10 protein-coding genes are annotated in these 13,526 nt (G+C 73.8%); 4 read left to right on the forward strand and 6 right to left on the reverse strand.

All coding sequences use genetic code 11. The features are described 5' to 3' along the window. Window positions 1-150: 150 nt before the first annotated feature. The gene (locus EV284_RS09940) at window positions 151-474 is read left to right on the forward strand and encodes an STAS domain-containing protein (protein WP_031181232.1); all 324 of its coding nucleotides are present in this window, start codon (window positions 151-153) and stop codon (window positions 472-474) included. Between the two features lie 257 nt (window positions 475-731). Further along, a complete protein-coding gene (locus EV284_RS09945; protein WP_130332372.1) occupies window positions 732-3,221 on the forward strand; it encodes an ATP-binding protein in 2,490 nt (829 codons plus the stop codon). Window positions 3,222-3,252: 31 nt separating this feature from the next. Here EV284_RS09945 and nucS read toward each other — a convergent pair whose 3' ends face one another. Then, a complete protein-coding gene (gene nucS, locus EV284_RS09950) occupies window positions 3,253-3,924 on the reverse strand; it encodes an endonuclease NucS (RefSeq protein WP_130332374.1) in 672 nt (223 codons plus the stop codon). Between the two features lie 298 nt (window positions 3,925-4,222). On the opposite strand from nucS, the gene EV284_RS09955 reads away from it, so the two are divergent. Then, on the forward strand, window positions 4,223-4,615 hold the full coding sequence (locus EV284_RS09955) for an SCO5389 family protein (protein WP_030815996.1): 393 nt from the start codon (window positions 4,223-4,225) through the stop codon (window positions 4,613-4,615). A 113-nt stretch (window positions 4,616-4,728) separates the two neighbouring features. Here the strand turns inward: EV284_RS09955 and EV284_RS09960 are convergent, their stop codons facing one another. Beyond that, window positions 4,729-5,757, reverse strand: coding sequence for an LLM class flavin-dependent oxidoreductase (locus EV284_RS09960; protein WP_130332376.1), 1,029 nt, complete (start codon window positions 5,755-5,757; stop codon window positions 4,729-4,731). A 242-nt stretch (window positions 5,758-5,999) separates the two neighbouring features. On the opposite strand from EV284_RS09960, the gene EV284_RS09965 reads away from it, so the two are divergent. Then, window positions 6,000-6,332: an ATP/GTP-binding protein gene (locus EV284_RS09965; protein WP_130332378.1), complete on the forward strand. Its 333-nt coding sequence runs from the start codon at window positions 6,000-6,002 to the stop codon at window positions 6,330-6,332. 12 nt (window positions 6,333-6,344) lie between these two features. Here EV284_RS09965 and EV284_RS09970 read toward each other — a convergent pair whose 3' ends face one another. The 4 genes from EV284_RS09970 to scy all read right to left on the reverse strand — a co-directional run bounded on the left by EV284_RS09970 (window position 6,345) and on the right by scy (window position 13,460). Then, a complete protein-coding gene (locus tag EV284_RS09970) occupies window positions 6,345-7,199 on the reverse strand; it encodes an ABC transporter permease (protein WP_130332380.1) in 855 nt (284 codons plus the stop codon). Then, window positions 7,196-8,323, reverse strand: coding sequence for an ABC transporter ATP-binding protein (locus tag EV284_RS09975; protein WP_130332382.1), 1,128 nt, complete (start codon window positions 8,321-8,323; stop codon window positions 7,196-7,198). Before EV284_RS09975 ends, EV284_RS09970 begins: the two co-directional genes overlap by 4 nt. A gap of 211 nt (window positions 8,324-8,534) precedes the next feature. Beyond that, the gene (locus EV284_RS09980; RefSeq protein ID WP_130332384.1) at window positions 8,535-9,470 is read right to left on the reverse strand and encodes a cellulose-binding protein; all 936 of its coding nucleotides are present in this window, start codon (window positions 9,468-9,470) and stop codon (window positions 8,535-8,537) included. A gap of 144 nt (window positions 9,471-9,614) precedes the next feature. Continuing rightward, window positions 9,615-13,460 (reverse strand): polarized growth protein Scy, encoded by a 3,846-nt coding sequence (gene scy, locus EV284_RS09985; protein ID WP_130332386.1) that lies wholly within the window; start codon window positions 13,458-13,460, stop codon window positions 9,615-9,617. Window positions 13,461-13,526: the final 66 nt, after the last annotated feature.

Genomic DNA, 13,526 nt, shown 5'->3' on the forward strand with positions numbered 1-13,526 from the left:
CGCGTCCGTACAGCCGCTCAGGGGGCTCACCCCCGCGGGTGAATTCGGTATCGGTTCGCTTACAACCAGCAACCGCATCGACACCCACACAGTCAGACGTTGCACAGCACCGTCACGGAGAACGCCACTCGCACTCAACGGGGAGCGCATATGTACATCAGGGGCGACCACGCCGAGCTGGTCGTCGGGGGGCGCCTCGACGTCCGCAGCGCGGCGGACGCCCGTACGGCCCTCCACGCGGCCCTCGACGACGGGATCGGCGATCTGGTGCTGGACCTGTCCGAACTGGACTCCTGGGACGCCACCGGGCTCGGCGTCATCATGGGCGCGCACCGGCGCGCGGGCCGCTGCGGCCGGCGTCTGGTGCTGCGCCGGGTGCCGCCGCAGATGCAGCGGCTGCTCGTGGCCACCCGGCTGCACCGCATCCTCGCCATCGAGGGCGGAGTCGGCGTGGAGTCGCTGCCCCGCGTGTGAGGTCCCGGAACCGGGGCAGGCTCCAACTCGTCCCGAACGTCGCGTCGCGCACATTCCTCACCGGAAGGTGATCTCCCGGATCTCTCGGGCCGTCCGGCACCCCGCCCTGTCGGGGACCCCTGCCGACGGTTTAGGGTTCGGTCGCCCGCCGCCTCGTGTAATCCGCGAGCGGGCCCGGACCAGAAGCGACAGCGCGACGTGCGGCAGGCCGGGAGGGGCCGAGATCGGCACACGACGCTTTTGGGGGCTTTGAACCCATGGACCCGATACTTCCGGGAACCGAGGACCACGGTCAGGCACTGAGCCGCCGTCCGCCGCGGGACCCCCTCACCGCCGACTTCGCCCCGGGCGGCCCCGTGCCCGCCCGCACCACCCGGCTGGTCTGCGGCGACTTCCTGCTCACCGTCAACCCGGTCGACGGCAGCGAGATAGAGCCCTGCCCGCCGCACGAGCGCCCCGAAGCCCCCGCCAAGCGCACCCCGGCCGCCCGGGCCGAGTACGAGCGGGCCGCCCTGCCGCCCGCCCCGCCCGGACACCGGATGCCCGAGCCCGAGCTGCTGGAGCGTCAGGAGATACGCGAGCGGCTGGTCCGGTTGCTCACCCGCGGCCGCACCGTCCGCCTCACCGGCCCCGGCGGCTCCGGCCGCACCGCCCTGCTCGACCTCGTCGCGGAGGACTGCGCCGGCCTCGCCCCCGACGGCGTGGTCCGGCTCGACGGCCTCCACCGCACCCCCGACGACCTGCTGCGCGACCTCTTCCACACCGTCTACGACGCCCCCCGCAACCGCCTCCAGCCGGACGAGCTGCGCGAGACCGTCAAGGCGATCGGCGCCGTCGTCCTCATCGACGACCTGGAGTTCGGCGGCACCGCCCTGACCGAACTGCTCGAAGCCGCCCCCGAGTGCGCCTTCCTCCTCGCCGCCACCCCGGACACCCCCGCGGCCGCCGGTGACATCGAGGACGTCGACCTGCCCGGTCTCGACCGCGCCGCCGGGGTGGAGATCCTCCAGCGGTCGGTGGGCCGGGACCTCACCGAGGAGGAGGCGGTCTGGGCCGGCGACCTCTGGTTCGAGTCCGAGGGCCTGCCGCTGCGCTTCGTCCAGGCCGGTGCCCTGCTTCGCCAGCGCGAGCAACTGCGCGCCAGCGGCGACGTGGTGGACGAGTACGGCGTCTTCGAGGACGTGCGCGCCCCCGCCGACGCGGTGCTCGGCCTGCCGCTGGAGGGCGAGGAGGCCGAGGAGGTGCCGCTGCCCTCCCTCGCGGAGGCCGCCGCGCCCGCCCCGCTGCTCGCCTCCCGCCTCAGTACCTCCGCCCGCGCCGCCCTGCGCCTCGCCGTCGCCCTGGACGGCGAGCTGCCGCACCCGGCGCATCTGCCCGCCCTGGTCGGCGACACCCACGCCGACGCCGCGCTCGGTGAACTCCTCGGCTGTGGGCTCGTCTCCCCGGCCGGCCCCCGCTACCGCCTCGCGGCCGGGGTGCGCGCCCAGCTGGAGGCCGCCGGATACGACGAGGACGCCCCCGCCGAGGCCCGTACCGCCGCCCGGCACTACGCCTGGTGGGCCGCCCACCCCTCCGTCACCCCGGAGCGGGTGTGCGCGGAGGCCGCGGCGGTGCTGACCGCGCTGGAGGCCGTACTGCCCGGCACCGAACCGGCCGCCGAGGGCGAGGACGAGCAGGCGACCGCCGTCCGGCTCGCCCACGCGGCCGGCGCCGCCTTCGCCGCCGGACTGCACTGGACCGCCTGGGAACAGGCCCTGCACGCCGGCTCCGAGGCCGCCCGCCTCGCCCAGGACGTCCCGGAGCGGGCCTACTTCCACCACGAGCTGGGCATCCTCGCCCTGGTCGACGGCCAACTGGACCGTGCGCGCTCGGAGTTGGAGGTCTCGCACGGGATGCGCACCGCGCTCTCCGACATGCGGGGCACCGTCGCGGGCCGCCGGGCGCTCGCCCTGGTCGCGGACCGCAGCGGGGACCTGCCGGGCCTCGCCGCGCTGATGGCCGCCGAGGAGCCCCCGGCCGCCCGCACGGCACCGCTCGCCCCGGTCCCGGCCGCGTTCACCCCGGCGTACGGCCGCGGGCAGGAGACGGTCGTCGCCCGGCAGCCCGGCGCCGCGAAGGAACGCGCCGGAGTACGGGCCGTCGCGCGGCGCAATCTGGTGGCCGCAGGCTCCGGCGCGCTGCTGGTCGCGGTGCTCGGCACCGTCGTCACCCTCGGCATGACCTCCGACGAGGGCACCGGACGCAACCCGGCGAGCGACGTGGGCGGCAACCCGACCTCGAGCCAGAACCTGGACGACGGCACGCTGGGCGCCGTCCCGAAGCGGGACGAGCCCGCCCCCGCCGGCGTCACCACCACCCGCCCGGTCGCCCCCGGCCCGGACGGTACCCCCGGCACCTCCGACGACCCCTCGCCGTCCGCCACCACCGGCAGCCCGAGCGCCGACCCGACGGGCACCCGGGGCCCCGGCGGCGGGACGAGCCCCAAGCCGTCGCACGGCGGGTCCGGCAAGCCCTCGGGCAAGCCGAGCAAGAGCGGCACGCCGTCGACGCCTCCGAGCAGCACCGGCCAGCCGACCTCACCGGAGCCGACCGGCTCGCAGACGACGCCTCCGGACGACCCCACCACGCCCCCCACGACCTCGACCTCGGCCAGTGGCCCGGCCGACGGCGCCACGGCGTCCGCGCCCGCCTCCGCCGAGGCCACCGAGGCCACGGAGAGCGCGAGCACCGAGCCGCCGGTGATCTGAGGACCCCGAAGGCCGGGGCGGCTCGGAACCGTCAGAACAGGCGGAGCTTGTCGTCCTCGATGCCGCGCATGGCGTCGTAGTCGAGGACCTGGCAGCCGATGCCCCGGTCCGTGGCCAGCACGCGGGCCTGCGGCTTGATCTCCTGGGCCGCGAACACCCCGCGCACCGGGGCGAGATGGGGATCGCGGTTGAGCAGCTCCAGGTAACGGGTGAGCTGCTCCACGCCGTCGATCTCGCCGCGCCGCTTGATCTCGACGGCGACCGTGCCGCCGGCGGCGTCCCGGCAGAGGATGTCGACCGGGCCGATCGCCGTCATGTACTCGCGGCGGATCAGGGTGTAGCCCTCGCCGAGGGTCTCGATGCGGTCGGCGAGCAGCTCCTGGAGGTGCGCTTCCACGCCGTCCTTGATCAGACCGGGGTCCACGCCCAGTTCGTGGGACGAGTCGTGGAGGACTTCCTCCATCGTGATGATCAGTTTCTCGCCCGCTTTGTTGATGACGGTCCACACCCCCGCCTCGTCGCCCGTGCCCTCCTTCAGGGTGCAGGGCGGCGACATCCAGTTGAGGGGCTTGTAGGCCCGGTCGTCCGCGTGGATGGAGACGCTGCCGTCCGCCTTGACCAGGATCAGGCGGGGGGCCGAGGGCAGGTGGGCGGTGAGCCGGCCGGCGTAGTCGACCGAGCACCGGGCAATGACGAGACGCATGGTCGGCAACGCTACTCGACGCGCACCCGTGCACGCGATTCGCCCGCGTCCCACCACCCGCCCGCCACCACCCCCGTCCGGTGGGTCACCCCAATTGTCCCTGATAACTCTTGTTCATCCCTGGCCGATTGTGACCGCAGGACGACCGTTCCATATACGCATTCTGCTGGTGTGGTCACCGACGGTTGCCTACCGTAGGAGCAGGGAGGCCGCGTGGGGGTACGGAGCGTCTCCGGTTTCGCGCCCTCCCTTATCTGTCCGGCAACCCCTGTCCATCAGGGGTGCGAGAGGAGAACCCATGTCGCTCGACGTCTCACCGGCCCTACTGGAACAGGCCGAGCGAGGCGAGGTCGACGAAGCAGAATTCGTCGACTGCGTCCGGACCTCCCTGCCCTTCGCGTGGGAGATGATCAGCTCCCTGGTGGCCCAGCTGAAGGTGGACGGCGGACCCTTCGCCGACAACCAGACGCCCCCGCCGGACGAGCAGGCGCGCGGCCAGTTGCTGCGCGCGCTCGCCAGTGACGCCATCCGCGGCGCTCTCCAGCGTCACTTCGGCGTACGCCTGGCCTTCCAGAACTGCCACCGGGTGGCGGTGTTCCCGCTGGACCCGTCGGTGGACGAGCGGCTGGCCCGCTTCACCTCGGTGCGCGCCCAGCTCCTCAACCAGTCCCCGGAGCTGCGGGACTGCTGACGCACGCGCGCGACGTCGGCTCCATGAGCCGCCGGCTTGCCGTTCCCGTCCGGGGGAGGTGCATGCGGGACGGGCGCGGCAGGCTCTCCCGGCGGCCGGGGAGCCGGTGGCGGTCAGCGCAACCCGGGCAGCACCTCGGCGCCCAGCCGCCGCAGGTTCTCCTCGGTCGCGTCCAGGTCGCCGGAACCCTCGACGAGCAGGGCGAAGCGGGAGATCCCGGTCCGCTCCGCCGTGGCCGCGAGACGATCCGCGGCCAGCCGGGGCGTACCCACCGGGTGCAGCCCGCAGAGCAGTTCGGTGTAGGCGTACGGGTCGCGCATCGCGCGCGCCCGGCCGTCCACCGTGACGTGGGCCTCAAGGCCCTGTTTCAGCCAGCCCGGCATCGCCTTCAGCAGTGTCTCCACCGCGTCGGAGCGGCTGTCCGCCAGCTGGCAGACGCCGGCCGAGACATGGCCGGCGGCCGCGATCTCCTCGGGCGAGCGGCCCGACTCGCGCGCATGACGCCGCCAGAGGGCGACCATCTCGGCCTTCTCCTCGTCCCCGACATGCATCCCCAGCAGCATCGGCAGACCCCGCTCCGCCGCCAGCCGCACGCTCTTCGGGGAGGTGCACGCCACCACCACCTCCGGGCCCGGTGACTCGGCCAGCGCGTCCGCCGGGCGCGGCACCACCGGCACCTCGCGGAAGGCGTACCGCTCGCCCTCGGCGCCGACCGACGGCTCGCGCAGCCAGCGCAGGAGCAGGTCCAGCGACTCCGGGAAGCCGCGCTCGTACGCCCCGAGCCCCGCGCCGAACACCTCCAGATCCACCCAGGGGCCGCCCCGGCCGACCCCCAGGGTGAACCGGCCGCCGCTGGTGACGTGCAGCAGCGCGGCCTGTTCGCCGAGGGCCACCGGGTGGACGGTGGGCAGCACGCTGACCGCTGTGCCGACCCGGACACGGCGGGTGCGGCCCAGCAGCAAGGCGGCCAGGGTGACGGCCGACGGGCAGGTGCCGTACGGCACGAAGTGGTGCTCGGCCAGCCACACCGTGTCCAGACCGGCCTCGTCGGCCACCTCGGCGGAGCGCACCGCCCGGTGCAGGGCCTCTCCGGCGCCCTGGCCCGGATACTGGGCCGCCAGCACAAAACTTCCAACGCGCATCGCATTTCCCGCTTCCTTGGCTCCGATCGGGAGCTCCCCCGACCGGCATAACCACATGACACGTGCCCAGGACACGGCTTCGTGGAGGGATTTGCGGATTGTCTGCAGAATGGTCGCTTCTCTGCTGGAATGGATCGGCCTGGAAGGGGACTTGTACGGGTTGGCGCCCTACGCGTACCCCGGCCGCCGCCGCGTAGGCTGGACGCGGCCCGTGCTCCCTGTATAGCCCCAAGAGGTGTCCCGTGTCCCCGCGTCGCAACCGACCCAAGGCGGCAGACTCGTCCGGCCGAGGTGCCGAGGACGACCGGTCGGGCCGGTACGGCGGCTGGCAGTCCACCGAGAGCTGGCGGGGCGAGGAGTGGAGCGTCCGCCATGTCGCCGGGGCGAGCGCCGACGGCAAGACCTACCGCTGCCCCGGCTGCGACCAGGTGATCCCCTCCGGCCTCCCGCACGTGGTGGCCTGGCCGGAGCACGCGGGCGTGGACGACCGGCGGCACTGGCACAAGGCGTGCTGGAACGCACGGGACCGCCGCACCACACGGGTACGGCGGTCCGGGAACTCGCCCTGGTTCTGAAGGCCGGCGCGCTTACACGTCCCGGCTCTCCAGCAGCGCGTACGCCCCGGCGAACGCCGCCGCCGTCACGCCCAGCATGATCCACAGGGGCTCCCAGCCCGAGGGCCCGGAGTGGCTGAGGGTGTTGTCGTAGAACACGCCCATCTGGCTCGGGATCGAGTACTCCAGCAGCGCCTGCTGGACCTTCTCCAGGGAGCCGGCGTTCATGAACAGCGCGATCACCAGCGGGGCCAGCACGGCGCCGATCATGATGGTGATGGCGCCCGCGGAGTGCCGGATCATCGAGCCGACCAGCAGCGACAGCAGGCCGAGCAGCGCGATGTAGAGGCTGATGCCGAGCGTCGCCTTCAGCCACTCCGCGCCGGACGGGGTCCGGGTGCCGTTGCCCTCCAGCATCGAGGTCTGGATCAGCGCCACCAGGGACACCGTCGCCAGCGTCACCACGAAGGCGACCGCGAAGAACACGATCGACTTGGCCGCCAGCACCCGGCCCCGGCTCGGGCACGCGGTCATCGTGGTACGGATCATGCCCGTGCCGTACTCGGACGCCGTGGTCAGCACGCCCAGCGTCATCACGCACATCATGCCGAGCAGCAGCCCGAAGAAGCCGAGGGTCAGCGGGTTCTGGCCGTCGAGCTCGCCGGCGCCCCGGACCGCCACCGCGGCCAGCAGGCCGATACCGACCACCAGCAGCACGAACACGCCGAGCGTCCACACCGTGGAGCGCACCGACTTCATCTTCGTCCACTCCGAGGCCAGCGCGTGCCCGAGATGCGTGGGCGTGACCGGGATCGGTGAGCTGTAGCCGGAGGAGAGAGCGCCGGCCGCGTGGGGCGCCTCGGGCATCGGGGGCTGCTGGGTGCTCATCGGGAGTCCTCGGGCTTCGTCGGTTCGGCGGGCGCGGCGTACGGGTTCGGCGCCTGGGGGCCGGGCGCGGCCGGCGCCGGCGGGGCGTACGGGGCGCCCGGCTGGGGCGGCGGCGGGGCGTACCAGCCGGGCTGGCCCTGGCCCGGCACCGGCATCGGGGGCTGCACACCGGGCGGCAGCGGCTGCTGGAGCCCGGAGCGCTGGTCCGCGGTGGAGCGGTAGTCGACGACGCCCTGCGTCATCCGCATGTACGCCTCCTCCAGCGAGGCCTGGTGCGGCGACAGCTCCCACAGCCTTACGTCCGCCTCGTGCGCCAGGTCGCTGATGCGGGGGAGGGCGAGTCCGGTCACCCGGAGCGCGCCGTCCAGCTCGGGCATGACATGGCCGCCGGCCTCGGTCAGCGCCGAGGTCAGCTTCTCCCGCTGCTGCGGCTCGCTGTCCGGCGTGCGCACCCGCGCGAAGTCGGCGGAGTTGGCGGAGATGAAGTCCGTCACGCTCATGTCGGCGAGCAACTGACCCCGGCCGATCACGATCAGATGGTCCGCGGTCAGCGCCATCTCGCTCATCAGGTGCGAGGAGACGAAGACCGTACGGCCCTCCGCCGCGAGCGCCTTCATCAGATTGCGGACCCAGAGGATGCCCTCGGGGTCGAGGCCGTTGACCGGCTCGTCGAACAGCAGCACCTGCGGGTCGCCCAGCAGGGCCGCCGCGATGCCGAGGCGCTGGCCCATGCCGAGCGAGAAGCCCTTGGAGCGCTTGCGGGCCACCTCCTGGAGCCCGACGACCCCGAGCACCTCGTCCACCCGGCGGGCCGGGATGCCGGAGAGCTGGGCGAGGCTGAGCAGATGGTTGCGGGCGCTGCGGCCGCCGTGCACCGCCTTGGCGTCGAGCAGCGCGCCGACCTGGCGGGGCGCGTTGGGCAGCTTGCGGTACGGGTAGCCGCCGATGGTCACCGAGCCGGAGGTGGGGTTGTCCAGCCCGAGGATCATCCGCATGGTCGTCGACTTGCCGGAGCCGTTGGGCCCGAGGAAACCGGTCACCGCGCCGGGACGCACCTGGAAGGAGAGGTCGTGCACGGCGGTCTTGTCGCCGTACCGCTTGGTCAGGCCAACAGCCTCGATCATGCTCCGCACCCATCGGAAGGTTCAGGACAGCGGGGCGCGTGCCCCCGTAAGGGTTAGGAGGATAACCGGGCCGGAGCGGTTCCGCCCAAGAGAAAGTAAAGCCAGAGGTTCACGGCGCGTGTCCGATTCCCCGCCGAGAGCGGCCGAAGCCCTCTGCCGCGTCGGCGGCAGAGGGCTTCGCCCGCGCTCAGCGGAAAAACGCCCGGGAACGTTACCGGGTCTGCTGCGCCGGCACGCCGCGGCCCGCGGTCTCGTCCTCCACCGGGGAACCGGCGGCGGCGACCGCGGCACCCGTCAGCGTGGCGAGCATCTCGCGGACGTTGGTGAGCTGGGCGTTGATGCTGTCGCGGCGGTTGGTCAGCGCCGCCAGCTCCCGCTCGGACTCCGAACGGATGCGGTCCGCCTTGGCGTTGGCGTCGGCCACGATGTCCTCGGCCTGACGCTGTGCCGTCTCCACCGTCTGGCGCGCACGGCGGTCGGCGTCGGTGCGCAGCTTCTCCGCCTCCAGACGGAGCTGCTCGGCGCGGTGCTCGATCTCCGCGAGCCGCTTCTCCGCCTTCTGCTGACGCGACGCCAGGTCACGCTCGGACTGCTCGCGGCGCTTGGCGAGGTTCGTCTCGAAGTCGGCGGCGGCCTGCGCGGCCTTGGCACGGGTCTCCTCGAAGAGGGCGTCGGCCTCCTCGCGCTTGGACTGCGCGTCCTTCTGCGCGTCGCTGCGGAGCTGTGCCGCCTCGCCCTTGGCCTTCTCGACGATCCGGACGCCCTCGTCCTCGGACTTCGCCTTGCGCTCGGCGGCGAAGGACTCCGCGTCGTTGCGCACCTGCTGGGCGGCCGACTCGGCCAGCTCGCGGTGCTGTTCGGAGGCGCGCCGGGCCTCCTCGCGCAGGTCCTTCGCCTCCTCCTCGGCAAGGCGCAGGATCTTCTCGACCCGCGCGCCCAGACCCGCGTACGACGGCTCCGCGTCGGTGATCTGGGCCTGGGCGTTCTGCGTTTCGAGGTGGAGCTCCTCGATGCGCTTCTCCAGTGCGGTGATCCGGGAGAGCGCGCTGTCACGGTCGGAGACGAGCTTGGAGATGCGTTCGTCCACCTGAGCACGGTCGTATCCACGCCGCACTAGCTCGAAGCCGTAGGGGGAAGTGTCGCTCATGGGGTTCCTGTCGAATGAGACCGGTGAGGTGATAGAGGGAATCCTAGGCGCCCAAGCGGTGTGTCATCGCGCGGATACGTTTTTGGTCCGGAGAATGACACCTCTTTCGGGTGGCCGACCCCCCGAAACTTGCCACGCCCCGTCCTACCCGTCGGAGTTCTTGCCACCCGACCGGGGCGGACCCACCGTCGCTCCCGCCTTGACCCCGCTGTCCTTGCCCGCCGGGCCCTCGAACGACTCCAGCGCCTCCAGCACGTCCTGCACCCGCGAGATCTCGGTGTTGATGTCCTCGCGGCGGCGCACCAGGATCTCCAGCTCCCGCTTGCCCTCGTCGACCGTGCGCCGTGCCTCGCGGATCGCCTCGGCCTTCAGGTCCTCGGCCTCCTTGACGAGCCTGGTCTTCTTCTGCTCGGCCTCCTTGAGCAGGCCCTCGGCCTTCTTCACGGCCGCGATCCGCACCTTGCCCGCCTCGGAGTTGGCCTCCGACACCAGCTCCTTGGCCTTCGCCTGCGCCTTGGAGAGCTGCTCCTCGGCCGCCTTGATCAGCGCGTCGCAGCGGTCGCCCGTCGACTTCATCGTCTCGGCCGCCTCCCGGCGGGCCCGCTCGTGCAGCTCCTCGATCTCCGCGGTGACCCGCTCGCGCAGCTCCTCGGCCCGCTCCCGGATCGCGGTCGCGTCCCGGCGCGCGCCGACCAGCAGCTCGTCGGCGTCCGTACGGGCCTTCTCCACACGGGAGTTGCCCGCCACCGTCGCCTCGGACACGATCCGCTCCGCCTCGGTGCGGGCAGCGCCCACCATCGAGTCGGCCTGGCCCTCCGCGTCCGCGGTGGTCTTCTGCGCCTGCTGGCGTGCCTCCGCGAGCAGCTTGTCCGCCTCGGCCGCCGTCTCCGAGATGAGGGTGTCCACCTGCTCGGCCGCCTCCGAGCGCCGCTTGTTGGCCTCGCCGCGCGCCTCGTCCAGCGTCCGTTCGGCCTCCGCCCGCGCGGAGTTGGTCAGCCGCTCGGCCTCCGTCTCCGCCTCGGACCTGACCCGCTCGGCCTCGGCGCGCATCCGCTCCGCGTGCCGCTGCGCCGTACCGACCGTCTCCGCCGCCTCGGCGCGCAGCCGCTCGGCGTCGTCGGTCGCGTCCGCGATCAGCTGCTCGGCGCCCGCCACCGCTTCGGCGCGGACCCGCTCCGCCTCCGCGGCGGTCTCGTTCTGGAGCCGCTCCGCCTCGGAACTCGCCTCGGTGATGAGGGTGTCGGCCTGCGTCGCCGCGTCCGACCTGATGCGGTTGGCGTCCTCGCGGGCGTCCGCCCGGGTCCGGGACGCGGCCTGGTCGGCCTCCGCCAGCTTGTCCGACGCCTCGGTACGCACCCGCTGCGCGTACTCGGCGGCCTCCGAGCGCAGCCGCGCCGACTCCTCGGACGCCTCGGCGACCGTGCGCTCGGCGAGCGCCTTGGCCGCCTCGGACTCCTCGCCGGCCTCCCGGCGCAGCCGCGTCGCGTCCTCGCTCGCCCGCTCCCGCTCGGCGTAGGCGTCGGTGCGGACGCGGCCCGCCTCCTCCTCGGCCTCCCGCCGGGTACGGTCCGCCGCGTGCTCGGCGGCCGAGCGCAGGCCGGCGATCTCCTCCTGCGCCTGCTCGTGCAGCCCGCTGACGGAGTCGCGTACCTGTGCCGCGTGGGTCTCGGCGGCGGACACCATCTCGGTGGCCCGGCGGTCCGCCTCCTCCACCAGCCGGGTCGCCTCGGCCTGCGCCTCCTCCACCCGGGTGCGCGCGGCGGCCAGCAGCTCCTCGCTCTGCTCGCGGGCCCGCTCGCGCTCCTGGTCCGCCTCCTCGCGGGCGGCACCGAGCAGCTCCTCCGCCTCGCGGCGGCGCCGGGCGGCCTCCTCCTGGGCGGCGGCCAGCGTCTCGGAGGCCTCCGTGCCCAGCCGCTCGGCGGCGGCCTGCGCCTCCGCGCGGACCCGGTCGGCGCTCTCCTGCGCCTCGGCCTTGAGCCGCTCGGCCTCGGTCGCGGCCTCCGACCGCAGCCGCACGGCCACCGACTCGGCCTCGGCACGCGAGGCGGACGCGTCCGCCGCGGCCTCGTCCCGCAGCCGCTCGGCCTCGGACGCGGCCTGCTCCTGGAGCGTACGGATGCGCTCGGCGGCCTCCGACCGCAGCCGCTCGGCCTCCTCACCGGCCTCGCGCCGGATACGGGACGCCTCCTCGCGGGCCTCGGCCAGCGCCTGCTCGGCCGACTCGAGGCGCTCCTGGGCCTCGGTCTGCAGCCGGGTCAGCTCACCGGCGGCCTCCTCGCGGCGGGCCTCGGCGGCCTTCTCGGCCTCCTCGCGCAGCTCGCGGGCGGCCTTCTCGGCGTCCGCGCCGACCGTCTCGGCCCGCTCCTCGGCCTCGGCCTTGAGCCGCTCGGCCTCCTTGCGGGTGCGCTCCAGCGTCTCCTCGGCCTGCCGGCGCAGCGCGGTCGCGCGCTCGATGGCCTCGGTGCGGACCTTCTCGCTGTCGGTGGTGGCGCTCTTGCGCAGCTCGTCCGCGTCCGCCTTGGCCTTGGCGAGGAGCTCCTCGGCGGACTTGGCCGCCTCCTCGATCTGGGTGACCGCCTCCCGCCGGGCCTCGGCGCGGATGGAGTCGCCCTCGGTGACCGCGTCGGCGCGGAGCTGCTCGGCCTCGCCGCGCAGGCGCCGGGCCTCCTCCTGCAGCTCGACCGTCTTGGCCCGGTACTCCTTGGTGTCGTCCTTCGCCGTGCCCTTGAGCTCCTCGGCGATGTCGTGCGCCTCGGCGCGCAGCCGGTCCGCCTCCGCCTCGGCCTCCGAGCGGATGCGCTCGGCCTCCTCGGTCGCGGCCTTGGTGGTCCTGCGGGCGTCCTCGGCGGCCTTGTTCAGGACCTCCTCGGCCGTCCGGGCCGCCTTGGAGAGCTGGCTCGCGGTCTCCTCGGCGGTGGCGCTGCGGGCGTTCTCCCCGGCCTCGGCGAGGATCTTCTCCGCCTCGGCGCGGGCGTCCGCGACGATCTGCTCGGCGTCCGCCTTGGTGGACTCGGCCTCCTTGGTGGCCTCGCTGACCAGCCGGGCGACCTGCTCCTTGGCGGTGCGCGTCCGGGTCTCGTTGGCGGCCTCGGCGCTGGAGAGCGCCTTGGCGGCGGCCTCCTTGGCCTCGGTGACCAGCTTCTCGGCCTCGGACCGGGCGCTGCGCAGCGCGCGCTCGGCCTCCGCCATCCGCTCCTCGGCACTCCGGCTCAGCTCGGCGGCCTGCCGGCGCGCGGCGTCCGACTCGCTGGCGGTGGAGGTGCGGAGCTGCTCGGCGTGGTCGGTGGCCTCCTGCGCCTGCGAGGAGGCGGCGTTCAGCAGCCGCTCGGCGTCGGTACGGGCCCGGCGCAGGATCTGCTCGGCCTCGGACCGGGCCGCCTCCGCGTCGGTGCGCAGCCGCTCACGGGCCTCGTGGGTCAGCCGCTCGGCCTCCGCGCGGGCGGCGGCCATGGCCTGCTCGGCCTCGGCGCGCGACTCGTCCAGCAGCCGGCGGGCCTGCTGCTCGGTACGGGCGCGGAGCTGCTCGGCCCAGGCCACGTTCTCGTTGACGTGGGACTCGACGGTCTGGCGGCGCTCGGCCAGCTCCTGGTCGAGCTGCTGGCGGCGGGTGACCGCCTCCTGGTGCAGCTCCGCCTGGAGCCGGGCGGAGTGCTCGGCGTGCTCCTGGAGGATGCGCTGGGTCTGCGCGCGGGCCTGGCTCAGCTCGCGCTCGGCGTCCTGGCGCAGCTGGTCGGCCTGCACCTGCGCGTTGCGGAGCAACTGCTCGGCCTGGTAGCCGATGTCACCGCCGTCGTAGGCGGGACGGGTCATCAGGGTGCGGCGCGCCTCGTGCAGCTTGGCGCGCAGCACCTCGACCTGGTAGCCGAGATCCTCGGCGTGCTGGATCGCCTTTTCCCGCTCGGTCTTCAGCCGCTTCATCTCGGCCTCGAACCGAGAGAGGTGGTCGACGTCAGCCGCCGGCTCTCGCTCCTGGCTCTCGTAGCCCCGCACTGCGCGGTCCCATCCGTCCCCTGGTGAATTTCTCCGACGAGCACCGTCCATCCGCCGGACGGGGCC

The organism is Streptomyces sp. BK022, assembly GCF_004217355.1.
In the GTDB taxonomy this organism is placed as follows: domain Bacteria; phylum Actinomycetota; class Actinomycetes; order Streptomycetales; family Streptomycetaceae; genus Streptomyces; species Streptomyces griseoluteus.

Bases quoted from the DNA above. Each gene is read 5' to 3' on its own strand.
- nucS (WP_130332374.1), bottom strand. From the start codon at position 3,924: ATGCGTCTCGTCATTGCCCGGTGCTCGGTCGACTACGCCGGCCGGCTC.
- EV284_RS09980 (WP_130332384.1), bottom strand. From the start codon at position 9,470: ATGAGCGACACTTCCCCCTACGGCTTCGAGCTAGTGCGGCGTGGATAC.
- EV284_RS09955 (WP_030815996.1), top strand. From the start codon at position 4,223: ATGTCGCTCGACGTCTCACCGGCCCTACTGGAACAGGCCGAGCGAGGC.
- EV284_RS09945 (WP_130332372.1), top strand. From the start codon at position 732: ATGGACCCGATACTTCCGGGAACCGAGGACCACGGTCAGGCACTGAGC.
- EV284_RS09975 (WP_130332382.1), bottom strand. From the start codon at position 8,323: ATGATCGAGGCTGTTGGCCTGACCAAGCGGTACGGCGACAAGACCGCC.
- EV284_RS09970 (WP_130332380.1), bottom strand. From the start codon at position 7,199: ATGAGCACCCAGCAGCCCCCGATGCCCGAGGCGCCCCACGCGGCCGGC.
- EV284_RS09940 (WP_031181232.1), top strand. From the start codon at position 151: ATGTACATCAGGGGCGACCACGCCGAGCTGGTCGTCGGGGGGCGCCTC.
- EV284_RS09960 (WP_130332376.1), bottom strand. From the start codon at position 5,757: ATGCGCGTTGGAAGTTTTGTGCTGGCGGCCCAGTATCCGGGCCAGGGC.